This window comes from Bacillus cabrialesii (assembly GCF_004124315.2).
GTDB lineage: Bacteria > Bacillota > Bacilli > Bacillales > Bacillaceae > Bacillus > Bacillus cabrialesii.
On the sequence record NZ_CP096889.1, the window covers coordinates 3,272,982 to 3,290,816 of the forward strand.

Genomic DNA, 17,835 nt, shown 5'->3' on the forward strand with positions numbered 1-17,835 from the left:
CCCCCTAACGCTTACGCTTCTTGGCCTACAGTTTCGTCTTCAATGCCAAGTTCTTGTTTGATCCAGTCATAACCTTCTGCTTCTAGACGCTGTGCAAGCTCTGCACCGCCGGATTTGACAACGCGTCCTTGCATCATAACGTGAACAACATCCGGAGTGATGTAGTTTAACAAGCGCTGATAGTGAGTGATCATCAGGCAGCCGAAGTTTTCGCTGCGCATTTTGTTGATCCCTTTAGATACAACTTTCAGAGCATCAATATCAAGACCTGAGTCGATTTCATCAAGGATGGCGATTTTTGGTTCAATCATCATTAATTGAAGGATTTCGTTGCGTTTTTTCTCCCCGCCTGAGAAGCCTTCGTTAAGGTAGCGCTGAGCCATTTCAGGGTCCATTTCAAGGAACTCCATGTTTTCGTCCATTTTGCGGATGAATTTCATAAGAGAAATTTCATCGCCTTCTTCTCTGCGCGCGTTGATTGCCGAACGAAGGAAGTCGGCATTTGTCACGCCGCTGATTTCACTTGGGTACTGCATCGCAAGGAATAAGCCCGCCTGCGCACGCTCGTCCACTTCCATCTCCAGTACATCTTTGCCGTCAAGCGTGATGCTGCCTTTTGTTACTTCATATTTAGGATGCCCCATAATAGCAGCTGACAGAGTGGATTTACCAGTTCCGTTCGGTCCCATTACTGCGTGGAACTCTCCGCCTTTTATTTCAAGGTTTACACCCTTTAAGATCTCTTTCCCTTCGATTTCAACGTGAAGATCTTTGATCGTTAATGTTGAAGCAGCCATATCTATACCTCCAAAATATATAATCATTATTCTCAAATTATTCTCATTCTAATTTTATAACAAATGAAAAGTAAATACAACTTTTTATCGTGCCTTACACATTCCTCAAGTTTAACAAAGATCAGCACTTTATTAAAGCGATTGAAAAAGAAAAAGAGTGGATTCCCACCCTTTTTTAAAAGATTGATTTTCTCAATAAGCTCCCGCAGAAATCCGCTTGCTTTTTTCATAATCAAGCTCTCTCTGCCGCTCTACTTTCAGCCTTGTTTCCAGCCGGCGTCCGTACTCCTCGTATCCAATTCCGTGAGACAGCTGCATCGCTTTTTCCATTTCTGACGTATAATCGAGGTTCAGTCTGTCCTGGCTGCTGCAAATAATGAATCAATCCCTTCATATATTTGCTTCTATTGTATCAGCGCTGTGATGGATGCCGCAAAAAGGATATGGCTTGAAATAGCGGCAGTTGAGACGAAAGTATCCTTTCAGATCAAATGAGAATGGTTTTTCGGAAGAATCCTTCTCTTAATGCGTGGTGTTTCCAAATTCCTCTATGCACTGCTGGACGACTGTCACGCCCTGACTGAGAGCAGCGCCGCCTCCGAATGCCGCTGCCACACTGACGGCTTCGAGAATGTTTTCTTCTGTCGCTCCCTCATCAAGACAGCCTTTTGTATGATAGATCATGCAATATTCATCTTGGGCATTGATGGCGATTCCGAGCGCGATCAGCTGTTTTTCTCTTTCAGTCAGAGAGTTGCCGGCAAAGCATTGTTCAGTAAACTCGTTAAACTTTCTTCCCATCAGCGGCATCTTTTGTTCAAATGTGCCTAAACCTAATTTATACTGTTTTAGCGCGTCCTGCATGCTTCCTCTGTCTTGATTCAAAGAAAATCCCTCCATCTGTTTAACATTCCTTTTTATTATGAACAGCTTTTAGGAAAATACCCGAAAAAAACCCCGGATTTCTCATCCGGGGTTTCAGTCTTATTCAGATACAGGAAGCACAGCTCCGTCGTATTTTTTCTCGATGAAGTCTTTGATCTTTTTAGAGTGAAGAACTTCCATTAGCGCTTTGACTTTTGCAGATTCCTCTTCGCCTTTTCTCACTGCGACGATGTTAGCGTATGGGTTGTTTTTCGTTGATTCTACTTCAATCGCGTCTTTTTTAGGATTTAATTTATTTTGGATCGCATAGTTCACATTGATGAAGGCCGCGTCTCCTTCTTTGTTTTCATATGCTTTTGCCGTTAATTCTGGCGCTACTTTTTTGAATTCAAGGTTTTTCGGGTTTTTCTTAATGTCTTTCAATGTTGCGTCAACTGTTTCCACTTTAGAATCAAGTGTGATTAATCCTGCATTTTCAAGCATTGCAAGCATACGGCCTTGTTCAGCGACGTTGTTTGTCAGGATAATTGTCGCACCGTTTGGAAGGTCTTTTAGCGATTTGTATTTTTTAGAGTAAATACCGAATGGCTCTAAGTGAACAGCGCCGGCATTCACAAGTTTGTAATCAGTGTTTTCTTTCATTTCTTGCTCAAGGTAAGGAATGTGCTGGAAGTAGTTCGCATCCACTTCTTTATCAGCTAAAGCTTTGTTGTACATCTTGTAATCACTAAGCACTTTCACTTTCAGCGTGTAGCCTTTTTCTTTCAACAATGGTTCAGCTTCTTTTAAAATTTCCGCATGCGGTGTTTTTGTCGCAGCAACGACAATTTCTTTCTTGCCGGATTCTGCGCCTTTATTCGAACCGCAGGCAGCCAAAACTCCTGCAAATACAAGCAGTAATGCACCCAAAAATAGCTTTTTCAATGTAAATCCTCCCTTATCGTTTATCTATAATATTTGTTATTAAATCACCGATGATTTGAATAATAAATACGATGATTAAAATAAACACAGTAGCAACGAAGGTAACATCAGCATTATTAGACTGATATCCTTCTACGTACGCAAGGTTTCCAAGGCCGCCTGAACCGATGGCTCCGGCAATTGCCGTTGAGCCGATCAAAGCGATGGCTGTAACCGTGATGCCAGAAATAAGAGCTGGCATAGACTCCGGAAGCAGCACTTTGAAAATAATCGTAGATGTTTTGGCACCCATTGATTTAGCAGCTTCAATAACACCTTTATCCACCTCGCGAAGCGCAATTTCAGCCAGCCGCGCGTAAAACGGTGCAGAGCCGATCACAAGCGCCGGCAATGCGGCGTTTGGCCCTAAGATCGTGCCGACTAAGAACTTCGTGAAACCTAACAATAAAATAATTAAAATGAGGAATGGAATCGATCTGAATATGTTGACAACGGCCGCAATCACAGAGTTGACCGCTTTATTCTGCCAGAGACTTCCTTTGCTTGTCAGAAAGAGCAGCAAGCCGAGGATCACCCCGATGACAAAAGCAAACAGCAATGAGATCAGCGTCATATACAGTGTTTCATATGTCGCGTTCCACAATTCAGTTAAATCAACATTCGGGAAGTATTTTTCAAACATTCGTGATCACCTCCGCTTTTACCTGATTGTCATTAATGAACCGGATCACGTTTTGCACTTCTTCCTCGTCTCCGTCAATGTGGATGAACAGTGAACCGTAAGCTCCATCCTTCGTCTGAGAGATTTTCCCTTGCAGAATATTGACGCTGACATTAAAGTTTCTGATCATTTCTGTAATCAAAGGCTGTTCAGCCGAATCACCGACAAATGTGAGTTGAACCGTTTTTCCTGATGCTGTTTCATCAAGAAGATGCTGAAGCGTTTCTATCGTTTCTTCCGGCTCCGTCACCTGCTGAACAAATCGTTTTGTCATGTCTTCCTTCGGATTTTTGAAGACGTCGAGAACTTCGCCTTCTTCTACAACCCTTCCGTTTTCCATGACGGCGACTCTGTTGCAGATTTTGCGGATGACATGCATTTCGTGCGTGATCAGCACAATCGTCAAACCGAGTCTTTCATTAATATCGGACAATAAATCCAAAATTGAATCTGTCGTTTGCGGATCTAATGCTGATGTCGCTTCATCACAAAGGAGAACCTTCGGATTGTTTGCGAGCGCTCTTGCGATTCCGACACGCTGCTTTTGCCCGCCGCTCAGCTGAGACGGATAAGATTTTTCTTTTCCTTCTAAACCCACCAGTTTAATCAGTTCATTAGCGCGCTTGATCCGCTCGCTCTTTTTGACCCCGGCAATTTCTAAAGGAAACATGATATTATCTCTGACGGTCCGCGACCAAAGCAAGTTGAAATGCTGGAAAATCATGCTGATTTCATGGCGTGCTTTTCTTAAACCGCGTCCGTTTACTTCATTAATTTTAGTTCCCGCCACTTCCACAGTTCCTGAGGTTGGTTTCTCAAGACCGTTCAGCAGACGGATTAAGGAACTTTTTCCAGCTCCGCTATATCCTATAATTCCAAAAATCTCACCTTTTTTAATGGAAAGCGAGACATTTTGGACAGCATTGACATCTCCATGTTTCGACTTGTAAACCTTTGAAACATCTTGAAGATTGATCAAAGCAATCACCTGCCTTAACACTATTCTAAGAAATCTTCCGGGTTATTCTGCAAAAGAAAAGCCTTTCTGCACATGTGAGCAGAAAGGCTTATATAAAACGCCTTTCTCTCATCTTTCAAAGCTGAACGCTTCGTGTGAATTGGCACCATTTCAACAGCGTTGATGGTTGCCGGGCTTCATAGGGCACTTCCCTCCACCTCTCTTGATAAGAGAAATATATAGTCTTTTTCGTCCGGAAATTCTTAATGTAGAATAGCATGGCGAATGATTAAATGTCAATAAAATAAATGATGTCAACTTTTACTATTATAATAATTTACTATTTTTTAATTCTTCAAAATCCTCTGAAAAAATCCGTTCGTCAGCCAGAGAATGGCTTCGAGTTTTAAAAGGGCTCTGAATGACCCCTTCACTTTAAGGCTTCCGCTCTGAATCAGGTGCTGAAGGGAAATGTCTCCGTGCAATAAATGAATGATTTCCGCTTGGTTTCCGTAAAAGGTCAGGTTGGACGTTTGGGGCGGAGAAATTTTTTTCATTTCTCCCTGTTCGTTTATTGAGACGGTTAAGGCTTCTGTTTCACCTTGAAAGGTAATGAGCAATGTTGAAGCGTTCAAAAGGGGCTTTAAAAACAGATGCTGATACTCATCTTCTAAAACTTCCGCTTTCTCCATATGTACAACCTCCTATTTGTTGGTCATACATACACATTTCTCTTTTTGGCGCAAGAACCCCTTTATAAAACGACCGACAATTTCATTGGAATGCGCTGAGAAATATGTCATAAATGGGATGCGGAAGATGATTTTTGTTTGATCAGCTCATATAAATAAGAAACGGAATGAAACGCATATCCTCTTTCGACCACTTTTCCGCCTTTAAACAGCAGAAAACAAGGAACGCTCTCAATTTGATACGCTTTTGCGAATGTCGGAGAGTAATTGACATTGTTTTTATAGAAGGCGACATCAGGCAGCATTTCTTTCACCACTGTCAGCATTTTGCTTGCAAGCTGGCAGGTGCCGCAAAACGGAGTATATAAATATAGGAGATACACATCATCTGCAATGTGCTCAAGCTCGTGTTCTTGGAGTTCTTTCATGCTATACACCTCGGGATTTTCTTTCAAGAAAAATTGTATGGACATTCAAATTCGCGCGCAGCAATACAGAGGCGACATGGTGCTTGGGCGCAGCCGCCACTTCCTTATAGGCTCTGTCGATATGCAGGTGGCAGGCTTCGTTAAATTCACGCTTCAGCTGTTTTCTCAATTTCTCGCCTGATTCATCAGCATCAACTAATATATAGACGTCTTTACCGTAAAGCTCGTCAGCCAATTCCTCAAGCTTCAGCTGGCTGATTGTTCCGTTTGTGCAGATAATGCGCACTGGTTCGTTCAGGACGCTTTCGATTTTCTCTTTATCTGATTTCCCTTCGACAATCATAACTTTTTCCAGCTCATCCATCTTCATCTTCTTCACCTGCCGCGTCAAATTTGAAACGTTCAGATTGTAAAAGAAGGCAGTGAAATTCACCGCCAACATTAACACCAGCCGTTTTCATAGTCACAATCCACGTATTTTTCGTCGTTTCCTGAGACCACATCAGCTGTCTTATAAAATTTCTCATTTTCAAAGGAATAACCGGACTTAAGCTCATATTCATTCATGCTTGTCATTTGGCCGATCATCTCATTTTCATGATATAACGAGAGCCGGCCATTTTGAAAGCGGCCTGTCACATCATTGGTGACATCGAGCTTTTGTTTGCTGAAAGCCATATTGGACACCTCCCATAACGTTAGCGTGTCCAATTGCCTGTACAGCTATCCTGTTTTAGTCTTCTTGTGTCATCTCTTCATATTGCTCTGCTGTCATCAGTTTTTCAATTTCAGAAGCGTCAGACGGCTCAACGACGATCATCCATGCTTTTTCGTACGGAGATTCGTTGACAAATTCCGGACTGTCATCTAGATCTTCGTTTATTTCCACAACAGTTCCATTAATCGGTGCATAAAGTTCAGATACCGTTTTAACGGATTCAACGCTGCCGAATGGCTCGTCCGCTTTGATTTCAGCGCCGACTTCAGGAAGCTCGACAAACACGATGTCGCCTAGCTCGGACTGGGCAAAATGCGTAATTCCGATTCTGGCTTTTTCTCCTTCAACTTTTACCCACTCGTGTTCTCCTGAGTAACGCAAATCTTTAGGTATGCTCAATTGAATCCCTCCATTTTTTACAGCACTATAATAAGAAGATACCACACTTTTCAAAAAAAATTGACATTAAGCCCAGTTTTCTTCAAATTGGTCTTCTTTAAATCCGACTGTCACTTTTTCGCCGTCTGTTGTAAGCGGGCGTTTGATCAGCATTCCGTCTGAAGCCAGCAGTTCAAGCTGTTCGTCCTCCGACATGTGGTACAGCTTTTCCTTGAGGTTCAGCTCGCGGTATTTCATGCCGCTCGTGTTGAAAAATTTCTTGAGCTCCAGCCCGCTTTTTTCATAAAGCGCTTTTAACTCTTCTTTGCTTGGAGGCTGCTCTGCAATATGTATTTCGTTTATTTCTTTCCCATGCTCCTCAAGCCATTTCTTTGCTTTGCGGCACGTTCCGCATTTAGGGTACCAGTAAAAAGTTAACGACATCTTCTTCCCCCTCATTAAAATAATCGAGGTTATTTTAACACAGTTTGTTTTAAAAGCCTAAACCTGTGCTTCTAAAAAAAGCTCCGCGCATGCGGAGCTTTTGGGCCAATCAGACAATATATTTCTCAGCCTCGAAAACGCCCGCCGCTGCTTCACGTTTTTTCTGAATGACGTTTTTAGGTGTTACGCGCGTCAGCTTGCGCAGAGCGGAAAGCATCATGCGGAGTGAATCTCCTTCTTCCATTGCGATGAGGGATTCCTTCGCGTGAGCTTCAATTTCATGAAATGCTTCCTGAACGAAAATTTCAGTATACAGCACCTTTTGCGCCGCTTTGTCTTCTCCTTGCGCGGCAATGGCCTTTTCCGTTCTGAGTACGGCTGATTCCATTGCGTATACATTGCTGACGATATCCGCGACGTTGACGAGAATCTCTTGTTCACGATCGATGGCTTTGCCGTATTTTTGCGCGGCGAGACCGGCAGCGAACAGCGCGATTTTTTTGGCTTGCTTAACGATATATTTCTCTTGCTCTAAAACGCCGCTGCCGGGCTCTTCAGGCATAAGCATCATGAGTTCTTCCTGGAGGGACTGCGCTTTTTCTAATAGAGGCAGCTCGCCCTTAAGCGCTTTTTTCAGGAAGGTGCTTGGCACGATTAACCGGTTGATTTCGTTTGTGCCTTCAAAAATCCGATTGATCCTTGAATCCCGATAGGCTCTCTCTACTTCGTACTCCTGCATAAAGCCGTAGCCTCCATGAATCTGCACGCCTTCATCTACGATATAATCAAGCGTCTCGGAGCCGAATACCTTATTCAGAGAGCATTCGATGGCGTATTCGGCAATTGACTTGGCGATTTGCCGGCCGTCCTTGAGATCTTCGGCCGTAAACTGGCTCATATTGTCTTCAAACAGTCCCACGGTTCTGTACACAGAGCTTTCCATCGCATACAGCCTTGATGCCATTGTCGCTATCTTTTCCTGTGTCAGCGAAAAGCCCGCAATCGGTGTTTTAAATTGGCGGCGCTGATTTGCGTATGCCGCAGACAGCTCAATTACTCGCTTAGACGCGCCGATTGTGCCAACCGCCAGCTTATAGCGGCCGATATTTAAAATATTAAAGGCGATGACATGCCCTTTGCCGATTTCTCCGAGCAGGTTTTCTTTTGGTACTTCAGCCTGATCTAAAATAAGGGTTCTTGTCGATGATCCTTTAATCCCCATTTTCTTTTCTTCCGGACCCGTAGACACTCCCGGGAAGTCTTTTTCTACAATAAAGGCTGAGAACTTGTCGCCGTCCACCTTAGCGTAAACAACAAATACATCAGCAAAGGCAGAGTTGGTAATCCACTGTTTTTCCCCGGTTAATACGTAATGCGTTCCCGCTTCATTCAGCACGGCTGTTGTTTTTGCTCCAAGCGCATCAGACCCAGAGCCCGGTTCAGTCAGTGCATAAGCCGCGATCTTTTCGCCTGAAGCAAGCCCGGGCAAATACTTTTTCTTTTGTTCTTCTGATCCGAAAAAGACGATCGGCAAGGAACCGATGCCGACATGCGCGCCATAAGAAAGCGAAAAGCTGCCCGCACGCGAAAATTTTTCAGTGATGAGCGCCGAGCTGATTTTATCAAGGCCGAGCCCTCCGTATTCCTCCGGCACATCAGCGCCAAGCAGTCCAAGTTCACCCGCTTTCTTCAACAGCCTGACGGAATGTTCAAATTGATGGTTTTCAATATCATCTATATGAGGGAGAACATCTTGCTCGATGTAGTCCTCCGTTGTTTTCGCAATCATTTTATGCTCGTCGGTGAAATCCTCCGGTGTATACATTTGATCGTATGTGACATCCTCGATTAAGAAACCGCCGCCTTTTTGTACTTCAGCCGCTTTTTTCGCCATTTGTTTTTCCCCCTTTAGCATAATTCAAATACACCGGCCGCTCCCATCCCGCCGCCGATACACATTGTGACGACTCCAAATTGCTCGTTTCTCCGTTTCATTTCATGAATCAGAGAGAGTGTAAGCTTTGTGCCCGTACAGCCAAGCGGATGCCCAAGCGCGATTGCGCCCCCGTTGACATTCACTTTTTCTTCATCAATTCCCAGTTCCCTGATCACTTGAATGGCCTGTGATGCGAAAGCTTCGTTCAGTTCAAACAAGCCGATGTCCTGCAGCTGAAGCCCGGCAAGCTTCAAGGCGCGCGGAATGGCTTCCACCGGTCCGATGCCCATCACTTCCGGCGGCACGCCGCCTACTGCAAAGGAGCGGAATTTCACAAGCGGCGCCAAGCCAAGCGCATCAGCTTTTTCCCGATCCATCAGCATGACAGCCGCCGCTCCGTCACTCGTCTGCGAGGAATTGCCCGCAGTAACTGTTCCGTCAACGGAAAAAGCCGGGCGCAATGTCGCTAAGATGTCTGTCGTCGTTTGCGGGCGAACGCCTTCATCCTGAGAAAACACAAACTGTTTTTCCTGTGGCTTATGATTTTCTCCAATTTCTGTCACCGTTACTTCGACAGGAACAGTCTCATCTTTAAATTTCCCTTCTGCAAGGGCTTTGGCCGCATTTTGGTGGCTGCGAACCGCAAACGCATCCTGATCCTCACGGGAGACGCCGTATTTTTTTGCGACCTGCTCGGCTGTGTGGCCCATGCTCATGTAATATTCCGGCGCCTGTTCTGCCAATGCAAGGTTCGGACGGGTCACATGCCCCATCATCGGGACCTGCGACATGGATTCTGCTCCGCCGGCGATCGCTGTATCGTAGGCGCCAAGCATGATTTTTTCTGCCGCATATGCGATAGACTGAAGACCTGAAGAGCAGTAGCGATTGACTGTAATCGCCGGAACCGTGTACGGCAGTCCCGCGAGCGCGCCGATATTTCTCGCCATATTAAGCCCCTGTTCCGCTTCAGGTGTCGCACAGCCGATAATCAAGTCGTCAATATTGCCTTCGTAGCCGCCTGCCCGCTTCAGTGTTTCTTTCACGCAAATCGCTCCCAAATCATCCGGACGAACGGTGGCCAGCGATCCTTTTTTGGCTTTCCCAACCGGTGTTCTTGCACCTGACACAATGACTGCTTCTTTCATAAGCTCCCTCCTAATTCCGTAAAGGTTTACCTTTCACAAGCATATGCTGCATTCTCGCTTGAGATTTCGCCTCTCCTGCCAAACTCAAAAACGCTTCTCTCTCGATCTCCAATAAATACTCTTCATCAACCTCTGTGCCAAACGGCACTTTTCCGCCGGCAATGACATAAGCGAGCTTTTTCGCGATTTTGAAATCATGCTCAGATATATAGCCGGACAGCTTCATTTGCTCCGCGCCAAGCAAGAGTGCCGCATAACCGGTTTCTCCCGGCACCTTGATCTTTTCTTTTACTGGCGTCCGCCAGCCTTTATCGTATAAAGATGCGGCAAGCTGCTTTGCATCGTACAGCAGGTGATCCTGATTCATACTGATGTGATCCGTTTCTTTTAAGATGTTCATCTCACGGGCCTCTTGAGCGGAAGCGGATACTTTCGCCATCGCAATCGTTTCAAATGTTTTCATTGCCGCATTCATAGGATCAAGACCGCGGCGAAGATGGTTGATGTACAGCTCTTTGTTTCCCCCTCCGCCAGGGATAAGGCCGACGCCGGATTCCACAAGCCCCATATAGGCTTCACTTGCTGCTTGAATGCGCGCCGCCGGCAGGCACACTTCCGTTCCGCCGCCGAGCGTCATTCCGAATGGAGCGGCGACAACCGGTTTCGCACTGTATTTGATATTCATCATCGTCTCTTGAAAACGGCGTATCACGAAGTCTACTTCCAAAAAGTTGTCATCTTGGACTTCCATTAAAATCATGGCGAGATTCGCGCCGACACAGAAATTTTTTCCTTGATTGCCGATGACAAGCCCTTTGTAGTTCCGCTCAGTTTCCTCTAACGCTTTGTTGATCATTTGGATGATATCGAGGCCGATCGCATTGCTTTTCGAATGAAATTCAAGAAGGGCCACATCATCTCCAAGGTCGATCAGACTTGCTCCGCTGTTTTTCGCAATCACGCCGTTTGTTTCCTTGAGCGCTTGTAAATGAATCCGTTTTTTGTTTTCTTTCACGGCCCTGTATTCGCCGCGGTCATAATAAAATACCGTTCCGTTCTCTCTGATGTAGAAGGTTTCATTCCCTTTGTCCAGCATGTCTTTGACCCAGCCGGGCATTTCCGCTCCTAGCCGCTCAAGTTTTTCAGCCGACTGCCTGAGGCCGATGGCATCCCATATTTCAAACGGGCCCAGCTCCCAGCCGAATCCCCACTTCATGGCTTGGTCAATCGCATGAATATCATCGGCGATCTCACCAAGCAGTTCCGCTGAGTAAAGCAGGGTTTGAGATGTGATATTCCAAAGCAGTCTGCCGGCTCTGTCATCCGAATAAATAAGCGCTTTCATTTTGGCTTTTGTCCCTTTTGCCTGTTTTGCCGCTTCGAGTGCCGGTGATTTCATTTTTGTCCGTTCGCCATAAGTAAGCGTCACTGGGTCAAGCTCATAAATCGTTTTTCCTTCTTTTTTATAAAAGCCTTGGCCAGCCTTGCTTCCGATCCACCCTTTTTCCAGCATATCGTTCATGAAGCCTGGAAGGCGGAACGCTTCTTTCTCGTCTCCATCCGCTTTGTCATACACATTTCGGGCGACGTGAGCAAATGTATCGAGACCGACAACATCAAGTGTTCTGAAGGTCGCGCTTTTCGGTCTGCCGATCAGTGGGCCTGTGATCGAATCGACTTCCCCGACCTGATAGCCGCCTTTCAGCATTTCTTGGACTGTGACGAGAAGCCCGTATGTTCCGATGCGGTTTGCGATAAAGTTCGGTGTGTCCTTTGCTGTAACAACGCCTTTTCCAAGGACATTTTCACCGAAAGCTGTCATAAACTTTAATATATCAGGGTCCGTTTCCTGAATCGGAATGATCTCCAGCAGCTTTAAATAGCGGGCGGGATTAAAAAAGTGTGTTCCAAGAAAATGGGATTTAAAATCATCCGACCGGCCTTCAGCCATCTCCTGCACTGATATGCCTGAGGTGTTGCTTGAGACAATGCTTCCAGGCTTCCGGTGTTCATCCACAAGAGCGAAAATTTGCTTTTTGACTTCGAGGTTTTCGACAACAACTTCAATAATCCAATCTGCTTCATTCAGCTTTGCTGCATCGTCCTCCAGATTGCCTGGTGTGATATAGGAGGTATTTTTCGCTGATGTAAGGGGAGCGGGCTTTTGTTTCAGCAGTTTTTTCACCGCTTGCCGGCTCAGCCTGCTGCGCACCTCGGGACTGTCCTTTGTCAGCCCCTTTTTTTCCTCTTCCTTTGTCAAATTGTTCGGCACAATATCAAGCAGCAGGACAGGAATTCCGATGTTAGCCAAATGCGCCGCAATCCCGGAACCCATTACCCCCGATCCTAAAACGGCTGCCTTCCGAATGTGTTTGTGCATGAGATATCCCCCTTGAACATTGAATGAATAATCATTCATTTTTTAGCCAAAAAAAATGAAACCCGTTTCTTCTTTCATCTTAAAAGATTTCCGGTTCGACTTCAATAGCTAATTTGTTATTTTTTTGTATGAAGCTTATAAAAGACGGGCAACTTAAACCCGGAGGTGAAGGGAATGGTGCGAGAGAAAAAAAATCCGTCTTCAGCGGCAGTCAGCGCGGCGAGCATAAAAGGAGATGCCGGTCCGACCCAGCATTACGGCGGCGGAAAACGGACAAGTCAAAATCAGCAATATAAAAAACATAACATGGAACAATCATAACGCAGCTGCTTCCCGCGGCTGCTTTCACTTTTTCAAGATTCCTTTTAAGACAAACGCTGCATTGGCGGGCCGTTCGGCAATTCTTCTCATAAAGTAGCTGAACCAGTCTGTTCCATAAGGGACATACACACGCATTCTGTACCCTTCCTTGGCAAGTTCCTTCTGCCGCTCCGGCCTGATGCCGTATAACATTTGAAACTCAAATTGTGATGCTGGGATATGTTGCTCAGCAACGAGCTGTTTCGTAAACGCAATGATATCATCGTCATGTGTGGCCACAGCCGTATAGTTTCCGCTTAACAGCTGCAGCTTGATCAAGCTTTGAAAATGAAGGTCTGTTCCTTTTTTGTCCGGAAATGCTACAGACGCAGATTCTTTATAAGCGCCTTTCACAAGTCTGAGATTCGGCTTTATGTCACACATGTTTCTGATGTCTTCTGCCGCCCGGTACAAATACGCTTGAATGACCGTGCCGAGCATTTCAAACTCCTGTTTGCATTGCCTGTAAATAGAGAGTGTCTGTTCATAATGAGAATAGTCTTCCATATCAATGGTCACAGCAACCCCATATTGCTTCGCAGCAGATAGAATCGCACGCAAATGAGAAAGGCAAAGTTTTTCTGAAAGATCAAGCCCGATTGAGGTCAGCTTTAATGAAAGCTCTGAGTCCAATTGATGTTCGGCAATGGCTCGAATCGCTTTTTTGCATTCCTCTGCGACTTGATGTGCTTCTTTTTCCGAAGCTGCATACTCGCCTAAATAATCAATTGTCGCGCACAAACCGGATCTGTTTAGCCTTTTGACGGTCTTAACCGCCGATTCAATTGTATCCCCTGCGACAAACCTTCGTGCTCCAAGCCGCGTTCCGTATGCTTTTGCGAACTTGGTAAGTGTTTTATTTTGAGATAAGAATAAAAACACATGTCTCAACATCCGACTCCCTCCTGCCGTCATCTTCAAAACACCTGTATATAACTCCCAGTCTGAAGGAAACTATAAAATGAACAGAAATCAAAGGAGGATCACAATGGACAATCAGCAGCAATCTCAAATGCCGCCTTCCGTTATTTCGACAAAGGATCATTTGTATCTCAATGACATGCTGAACTGGAATTTGCTTGCGATGAAAAAAGCGCATTTCATGGCGCAGCAATGCCAGGATCAAACGTTAAAGCAAGAACTCGACCGCGTCGGACACATGCATCATGATCATTATCAAAGAATACTAAAGCACCTGCAGCCAGGCCAGCAGCAGTCCGGCTACATCCAATAAGGAGGCGCCAGAATGAATCAGCAAAATCAGAAAATCAGCAACCCGCAGACACCTGTACCGACAACTTCGGAGATGAATGACAGAGATTTCGTCAATGAACTGCTGACAACGGAAAAATACATGACAACAGCTTATTGCACAGCCTTGCACGAATTCAGCCACGAGTCTCTTTATCAGGATATTCAATCCATTTTTGATGAGTCACAAAAAGCGCAAAGAAAACTGTATGACCTTATGTTCCAATATGGATGGTATTCTGTTGAAGCGGAGGATGCCCAAAAGCTGCAGAAGTCCTATCAAAAATTCCAGCAGACCATTCAGCAGCAGTCTCCTTATCAGCAATAAAAACAGCAGCAAAAGGATACGATGTTCTTCGGGGCGTCTATCCTTTTTTTTGTGTGAAATCAGTTGACTTTTTATTAATGCTTATTTATATTTAATAGGCATTAACTATTTTATCATCTAAATATAAACACATTATATGTAACAGAGGAGACATGAACATGAAGAGTGCGGATCGGTTAATGTCCGATATTCAATTATCGCTTCAGGCGCTCTTTCAAAAGATACAGCCTGAAATGCTTGAAAGCATGGAGAAACAAGGTATCACCCCGGCGCAGCTGTTTGTGCTGGCCAGCCTAAAAAAACACGGCAGCCTCAAAATTTCTGAAATTGCCGAGCGTATGGAGGTTAAGCCAAGCGCGGTGACGTTAATGGCAGATCGACTTGAGCAAAAAAATCTCATCGCCAGAACGCACAACACCAAAGACAGGCGAGTGATTGATATCAGTCTTACTGATGAAGGAGACAGAAAGTTCGAGGAGGTTTTGGCAGGCAGAAAAGCTATTATGGCGCGATACCTTTCCTTCTTGACGGAGGAGGAAATGCTTCAGGCGGCTCATATTACAGAAAAGCTCGCACAGGCTGCAGCGGAAACTGATGAAAAGCAAAACAGGAAAAGAGGAAACGAATGAAATGAGTAATGAAGACAAACAACAATCAAAACGAACGCTATTAATAACAGGCTTAATTATTGCCATGTTTTTTTCAGCCCTTGACGGTACCATTGTCGGAACGGCTATGCCGAAAATTGTCGGTGATCTCGGCGGTTTGAGCATGATGACCTGGCTGACGACTGCTTATTTGTTAACATCCACAACCATTGTTCCAATTGCCGGTAAACTGGCCGATTTATTGGGACGCCGCATTGTCTATGTATCAGGTTTAATTATTTTTATGGCCGCTTCTGCTTTGTGCGGGATGGCCAACAATATGACAGAATTAATTATCTTCCGAGGGCTTCAGGGAATCGGCGGAGGCATTATGATGCCGATGGCGATGATTGTCATCGGTGACTTGTTCACAGGAAAACAGCGTGCTAAATTTCAAGGGGTCTTTGGCGCGATTTATGGGCTGGCTTCAGTGATTGGGCCGCAAATCGGCGGCTGGATTGTAGACTCTTTAAACTGGAAATGGGTTTTCTACATTAACCTTCCAGTCGGAATTATTGCCGTTATTTTTATTGCCAGAGGATTGCAGGGCCGCCAGCAGACTGGTCCGATCAACTTCGATATCGCTGGTATTTTCACGATGATTGTCGGGGTTGTCAGCCTCCTTCTCGCCTTAAGCTTTGGCGGGAAAGATTATGCGTGGGGTTCATGGCAGATCCTTGGCTTGTTCGCACTCGCGCTGATCGGCATTGTCAGCTTTATTATCGTAGAATCAAAAGCAAAAGAGCCAATCTTGCCAATGTATCTATTTAAAAACAGAACGTTTACATTTTTAAACCTGATCGGCTTCTTTATGAGCATCGGCATGTTTGGCGCCATTACGTTTGTTCCTTTCTTTATGCAGGGAATTGTCGGTGTAAGCGCGTCTGAATCAGGCACGATTATGACACCGATGATGATCTCTATGATCATTACAAGTATTATCGGAGGCCAGCTTGTTTACAAAATCGGCATTAAACCGCAAATCATTACAGGCATGCTGATTATGGCCGGAGGATTCTTGCTGTTAACGACATTGGATCTTGATACGAGCAAGCTTGTCGCTACATCTTATATGGCGATTATTGGTTTGGGAATGGGTCTGGTAATGCCGATTCTGACACTCGCTTTACAGGAAAGCTTTTCGAAGGAGGAGCTTGGGGTTGTCACCTCATCCAGCCAATTCTTCCGTTCTATCGGAGGGACATTCGGTATCACTATGCTTGGAGCCGTAATGAATGCGAGATCAGGAAGTCTATTAACTGATAAACTGGTGCCGTACTTAGACTCACTTCCGGCCCAGGCAAGCTCGTTTGCCGGACAGCTAAAGGGTATGATTGACACAAATCCGCAAGGCCTTCTGCAATCACTGTTCAGCCCGGAAGCAATGAAACAAATTCCTGCGGCCTTCTCGTCTCATGTTGTGCCGATTTTAAAAACATCGTTAATGGATTCACTCCACAGCGTGTTTTATGCAGGCCTTATCTTTATCGCAGTCGGAGCCGTATTTACCTTGTTCTTAAAACCTATCAAACTATCGAATAAGAACACGGGAGAACAAGTAAAGAAGAAAGCGGCACAAGCCGTTGAATCACCTTCCCATTAATAGAGCACCCCGCGGGTCCCAATCCGCGGGGTTTTTTTATTCGATCATCTGGGCCTTTCCATTTCCGAAGGACCAATCCTCATCCTGATTTCCGGCCAGCATGATAAACACATCTTCTTTCCTGACACCAAGCTCGGAATGAATCCCGCTTGCGATAGAGCGGTAAAGCGCTTTTTTCTGCTCAGTTGTTCTTGACTGTTTCAACGTAAAATGAATGTATATCAGTTCATCCGTACGCTCGACGTGCAGATAAGACGGATCATAAAAAAATTCGCTGTTTTCATATTGCCTAATGACTTGAAAATAGTCATCTTCCGGCACATTAATTTCTTCAGTCATCGATTGGTGAATGGTCCTGCTTAGTTTTTGAAGCCAAGCTTCGCTTCTCCCCGACCGCAAATGAATTTGTACAAATGGCATCCCTGATCTCCTCCTCTCCTTACAGCGTCTGCCCGCTGTCAATTGTGATGATTTGGCCTGTGAGTGATTCCTGTTCAACAAGCGAACAGATCAATTGGGCGACATCTTCCGGTGCAGCAATACGCTGCAGCGGCAAAGTGCCGATCATGCTTTTCATTTTTTCCTCACGGCCAGCCCACCATCTCGTTGCGACAGCTCCCGGTGCTACACCGCTCACTCTGATTTCAGGAGCTAAGGCGTGAGCCAAAGATTTCGTTAAACCGTGCACCGCCGATTTAGACACTGCGTAAGGCATAGATGAGCCCGCTCCGGTTACCCCTGCGATGCTGCCGACATTTACAATCGCTCCAGCCTTGCCTTTTTTCATGAAAGGAACCACTGCCCGCGCGCAGAAAAACATCCCTTTCACATTGACAGCGTACAGCTCATCCCAGATGTCTTCAGTCGCGGCTTCGAGATCATCCATTGGAATATGCCGCGTAATGCTGGCGTTGTTGATTAAAACATCAATGGTGCCGTATGTTTTCACAATCGATTGAACCATGAACTGCACTTCGCTGTTTTTTGATACATCCGCTTGGATGGCGAAAGCTTGCCCGCCATCTTTTTTAATCATTTCCACTGTTTCCTCCGCTTCGGATTGCGAGCGTGAATAATTCACCGCAACAATCGCTCCGCGTTTTGCCAATTCCATGCTGGCTGCTCTTCCGATTCCTGTGCCGCCCCCCGTTACAAGAGCTATTTTGTTCATGACATTCATTGCCGCCACTCCTTGCTGTTTATGAAATTTCTTGCTGATTCCATTGTAATCCAGGTT

23 protein-coding genes and 1 riboswitch are annotated in these 17,835 nt (G+C 45.3%); of the genes, 5 read left to right on the forward strand and 18 right to left on the reverse strand.

Annotated elements, in window-relative coordinates; all coding sequences use genetic code 11:
• Positions 1–11: 11 nt before the first annotated feature.
• The 15 genes from sufC to EFK13_RS16840 form a co-directional block, all read right to left on the reverse strand.
• On the reverse strand, positions 12–797 hold the full coding sequence (sufC, locus tag EFK13_RS16770) for a Fe-S cluster assembly ATPase SufC (protein WP_003151872.1): 786 nt from the start codon (positions 795–797) through the stop codon (positions 12–14).
• A gap of 192 nt (positions 798–989) precedes the next feature.
• Entirely contained in the window at positions 990–1,127 is a 138-nt protein-coding gene (locus EFK13_RS16775) for a YuzK family famiily protein (RefSeq protein ID WP_032681724.1), read from the reverse strand.
• A gap of 192 nt (positions 1,128–1,319) precedes the next feature.
• A complete protein-coding gene (locus EFK13_RS16780) occupies positions 1,320–1,697 on the reverse strand; it encodes a carboxymuconolactone decarboxylase family protein (protein WP_003222796.1) in 378 nt (125 codons plus the stop codon).
• Positions 1,698–1,781: 84 nt separating this feature from the next.
• Positions 1,782–2,606, reverse strand: coding sequence for a methionine ABC transporter substrate-binding lipoprotein MetQ (gene metQ, locus EFK13_RS16785; protein ID WP_129507644.1), 825 nt, complete (start codon positions 2,604–2,606; stop codon positions 1,782–1,784).
• 13 nt (positions 2,607–2,619) lie between these two features.
• Positions 2,620–3,288, reverse strand: a complete 669-nt coding sequence (gene metP / locus EFK13_RS16790; RefSeq protein WP_064816396.1) for a methionine ABC transporter permease MetP — start codon at positions 3,286–3,288, stop codon at positions 2,620–2,622.
• Positions 3,281–4,306 (reverse strand): methionine ABC transporter ATP-binding protein MetN, encoded by a 1,026-nt coding sequence (gene metN, locus EFK13_RS16795; RefSeq protein ID WP_129507643.1) that lies wholly within the window; start codon positions 4,304–4,306, stop codon positions 3,281–3,283. Before metN ends, metP begins: the two co-directional genes overlap by 8 nt.
• A gap of 105 nt (positions 4,307–4,411) precedes the next feature.
• A riboswitch (SAM riboswitch) is annotated at positions 4,412–4,518 on the reverse strand.
• Between the two features lie 114 nt (positions 4,519–4,632).
• On the reverse strand, positions 4,633–4,977 hold the full coding sequence (locus tag EFK13_RS16800; RefSeq protein WP_064816394.1) for an SCP2 sterol-binding domain-containing protein: 345 nt from the start codon (positions 4,975–4,977) through the stop codon (positions 4,633–4,635).
• Between the two features lie 107 nt (positions 4,978–5,084).
• Positions 5,085–5,405 carry a thioredoxin family protein gene (locus EFK13_RS16805; RefSeq protein WP_003222787.1) on the reverse strand — a complete coding sequence of 107 codons (321 nt, stop codon included), beginning with the start codon at positions 5,403–5,405 and terminating at the stop codon, positions 5,085–5,087.
• A gap of 1 nt (position 5,406) precedes the next feature.
• Positions 5,407–5,769 (reverse strand): toprim domain-containing protein, encoded by a 363-nt coding sequence (locus EFK13_RS16810; RefSeq protein ID WP_167470879.1) that lies wholly within the window; start codon positions 5,767–5,769, stop codon positions 5,407–5,409.
• A 77-nt stretch (positions 5,770–5,846) separates the two neighbouring features.
• Positions 5,847–6,083 carry a YusG family protein gene (locus EFK13_RS16815; protein WP_003222783.1) on the reverse strand — a complete coding sequence of 79 codons (237 nt, stop codon included), beginning with the start codon at positions 6,081–6,083 and terminating at the stop codon, positions 5,847–5,849.
• Between the two features lie 55 nt (positions 6,084–6,138).
• Positions 6,139–6,522: a glycine cleavage system protein GcvH gene (gene gcvH / locus EFK13_RS16820; RefSeq protein WP_010330011.1), complete on the reverse strand. Its 384-nt coding sequence runs from the start codon at positions 6,520–6,522 to the stop codon at positions 6,139–6,141.
• A gap of 66 nt (positions 6,523–6,588) precedes the next feature.
• A complete protein-coding gene (locus EFK13_RS16825) occupies positions 6,589–6,945 on the reverse strand; it encodes an arsenate reductase family protein (RefSeq protein WP_075749172.1) in 357 nt (118 codons plus the stop codon).
• Positions 6,946–7,054: 109 nt separating this feature from the next.
• The gene (gene fadE / locus EFK13_RS16830; protein WP_129507642.1) at positions 7,055–8,839 is read right to left on the reverse strand and encodes an acyl-CoA dehydrogenase FadE; all 1,785 of its coding nucleotides are present in this window, start codon (positions 8,837–8,839) and stop codon (positions 7,055–7,057) included.
• A gap of 14 nt (positions 8,840–8,853) precedes the next feature.
• Positions 8,854–10,029, reverse strand: coding sequence for an acetyl-CoA C-acetyltransferase (locus EFK13_RS16835; RefSeq protein ID WP_129507641.1), 1,176 nt, complete (start codon positions 10,027–10,029; stop codon positions 8,854–8,856).
• A 10-nt stretch (positions 10,030–10,039) separates the two neighbouring features.
• Positions 10,040–12,409, reverse strand: a complete 2,370-nt coding sequence (locus EFK13_RS16840; RefSeq protein WP_129507640.1) for a 3-hydroxyacyl-CoA dehydrogenase/enoyl-CoA hydratase family protein — start codon at positions 12,407–12,409, stop codon at positions 10,040–10,042.
• 174 nt (positions 12,410–12,583) lie between these two features.
• On the opposite strand from EFK13_RS16840, the gene EFK13_RS16845 reads away from it, so the two are divergent.
• Complete coding sequence (locus EFK13_RS16845) at positions 12,584–12,730, forward strand: YuzL family protein (RefSeq protein WP_129507639.1); 147 nt, start codon at positions 12,584–12,586, stop codon at positions 12,728–12,730.
• A 24-nt stretch (positions 12,731–12,754) separates the two neighbouring features.
• Here the strand turns inward: EFK13_RS16845 and EFK13_RS16850 are convergent, their stop codons facing one another.
• A complete protein-coding gene (locus EFK13_RS16850; protein WP_129507638.1) occupies positions 12,755–13,663 on the reverse strand; it encodes a proline dehydrogenase family protein in 909 nt (302 codons plus the stop codon).
• A gap of 94 nt (positions 13,664–13,757) precedes the next feature.
• Here EFK13_RS16850 and EFK13_RS16855 point away from each other — a divergent pair, with 94 nt between their 5' ends.
• The 4 genes from EFK13_RS16855 (at position 13,758) to mdtP (ending at position 16,598) form a co-directional block, all read left to right on the forward strand.
• On the forward strand, positions 13,758–14,003 hold the full coding sequence (locus tag EFK13_RS16855) for a hypothetical protein (RefSeq protein WP_003228567.1): 246 nt from the start codon (positions 13,758–13,760) through the stop codon (positions 14,001–14,003).
• Positions 14,004–14,015: 12 nt separating this feature from the next.
• Positions 14,016–14,348: a spore coat protein gene (locus tag EFK13_RS16860; RefSeq protein ID WP_064816387.1), complete on the forward strand. Its 333-nt coding sequence runs from the start codon at positions 14,016–14,018 to the stop codon at positions 14,346–14,348.
• A gap of 158 nt (positions 14,349–14,506) precedes the next feature.
• Positions 14,507–14,977, forward strand: coding sequence for a MarR family transcriptional regulator MdtR (gene mdtR / locus EFK13_RS16865; RefSeq protein WP_064816386.1), 471 nt, complete (start codon positions 14,507–14,509; stop codon positions 14,975–14,977).
• On the forward strand, positions 14,943–16,598 hold the full coding sequence (gene mdtP / locus EFK13_RS16870) for a multidrug efflux MFS transporter MdtP (protein ID WP_240034942.1): 1,656 nt from the start codon (positions 14,943–14,945) through the stop codon (positions 16,596–16,598). The genes mdtR and mdtP overlap by 35 nt, the downstream gene beginning before the upstream one ends.
• 36 nt (positions 16,599–16,634) lie before the next feature.
• On the opposite strand, the gene EFK13_RS16875 is transcribed toward mdtP, so the two are convergent.
• Together EFK13_RS16875 and EFK13_RS16880 are read right to left on the reverse strand one after the other, a co-directional pair.
• Complete coding sequence (locus EFK13_RS16875; protein WP_129507637.1) at positions 16,635–17,018, reverse strand: tautomerase family protein; 384 nt, start codon at positions 17,016–17,018, stop codon at positions 16,635–16,637.
• Positions 17,019–17,037: 19 nt separating this feature from the next.
• On the reverse strand, positions 17,038–17,778 hold the full coding sequence (locus tag EFK13_RS16880; RefSeq protein ID WP_129507636.1) for an SDR family NAD(P)-dependent oxidoreductase: 741 nt from the start codon (positions 17,776–17,778) through the stop codon (positions 17,038–17,040).
• Positions 17,779–17,835 lie beyond the last annotated feature (57 nt).

Bases quoted from the DNA above. Each gene is read 5' to 3' on its own strand.
- EFK13_RS16840 (WP_129507640.1), bottom strand. From the start codon at position 12,409: ATGCACAAACACATTCGGAAGGCAGCCGTTTTAGGATCGGGGGTAATG.
- EFK13_RS16810 (WP_167470879.1), bottom strand. From the start codon at position 5,769: ATGGATGAGCTGGAAAAAGTTATGATTGTCGAAGGGAAATCAGATAAA.
- sufC (WP_003151872.1), bottom strand. From the start codon at position 797: ATGGCTGCTTCAACATTAACGATCAAAGATCTTCACGTTGAAATCGAA.
- EFK13_RS16805 (WP_003222787.1), bottom strand. From the start codon at position 5,405: ATGAAAGAACTCCAAGAACACGAGCTTGAGCACATTGCAGATGATGTG.
- EFK13_RS16835 (WP_129507641.1), bottom strand. From the start codon at position 10,029: ATGAAAGAAGCAGTCATTGTGTCAGGTGCAAGAACACCGGTTGGGAAA.
- EFK13_RS16850 (WP_129507638.1), bottom strand. From the start codon at position 13,663: ATGTTGAGACATGTGTTTTTATTCTTATCTCAAAATAAAACACTTACC.
- EFK13_RS16775 (WP_032681724.1), bottom strand. From the start codon at position 1,127: ATGGAAAAAGCGATGCAGCTGTCTCACGGAATTGGATACGAGGAGTAC.
- metP (WP_064816396.1), bottom strand. From the start codon at position 3,288: ATGTTTGAAAAATACTTCCCGAATGTTGATTTAACTGAATTGTGGAAC.
- EFK13_RS16845 (WP_129507639.1), top strand. From the start codon at position 12,584: ATGGTGCGAGAGAAAAAAAATCCGTCTTCAGCGGCAGTCAGCGCGGCG.
- EFK13_RS16875 (WP_129507637.1), bottom strand. From the start codon at position 17,018: ATGCCATTTGTACAAATTCATTTGCGGTCGGGGAGAAGCGAAGCTTGG.
- mdtR (WP_064816386.1), top strand. From the start codon at position 14,507: ATGAAGAGTGCGGATCGGTTAATGTCCGATATTCAATTATCGCTTCAG.
- EFK13_RS16815 (WP_003222783.1), bottom strand. From the start codon at position 6,083: ATGGCTTTCAGCAAACAAAAGCTCGATGTCACCAATGATGTGACAGGC.
- EFK13_RS16800 (WP_064816394.1), bottom strand. From the start codon at position 4,977: ATGGAGAAAGCGGAAGTTTTAGAAGATGAGTATCAGCATCTGTTTTTA.
- EFK13_RS16855 (WP_003228567.1), top strand. From the start codon at position 13,758: ATGGACAATCAGCAGCAATCTCAAATGCCGCCTTCCGTTATTTCGACA.
- EFK13_RS16825 (WP_075749172.1), bottom strand. From the start codon at position 6,945: ATGTCGTTAACTTTTTACTGGTACCCTAAATGCGGAACGTGCCGCAAA.
- EFK13_RS16880 (WP_129507636.1), bottom strand. From the start codon at position 17,778: ATGAATGTCATGAACAAAATAGCTCTTGTAACGGGGGGCGGCACAGGA.
- fadE (WP_129507642.1), bottom strand. From the start codon at position 8,839: ATGGCGAAAAAAGCGGCTGAAGTACAAAAAGGCGGCGGTTTCTTAATC.
- EFK13_RS16780 (WP_003222796.1), bottom strand. From the start codon at position 1,697: ATGGAGGGATTTTCTTTGAATCAAGACAGAGGAAGCATGCAGGACGCG.
- mdtP (WP_240034942.1), top strand. From the start codon at position 14,943: ATGAAAAGCAAAACAGGAAAAGAGGAAACGAATGAAATGAGTAATGAA.
- EFK13_RS16860 (WP_064816387.1), top strand. From the start codon at position 14,016: ATGAATCAGCAAAATCAGAAAATCAGCAACCCGCAGACACCTGTACCG.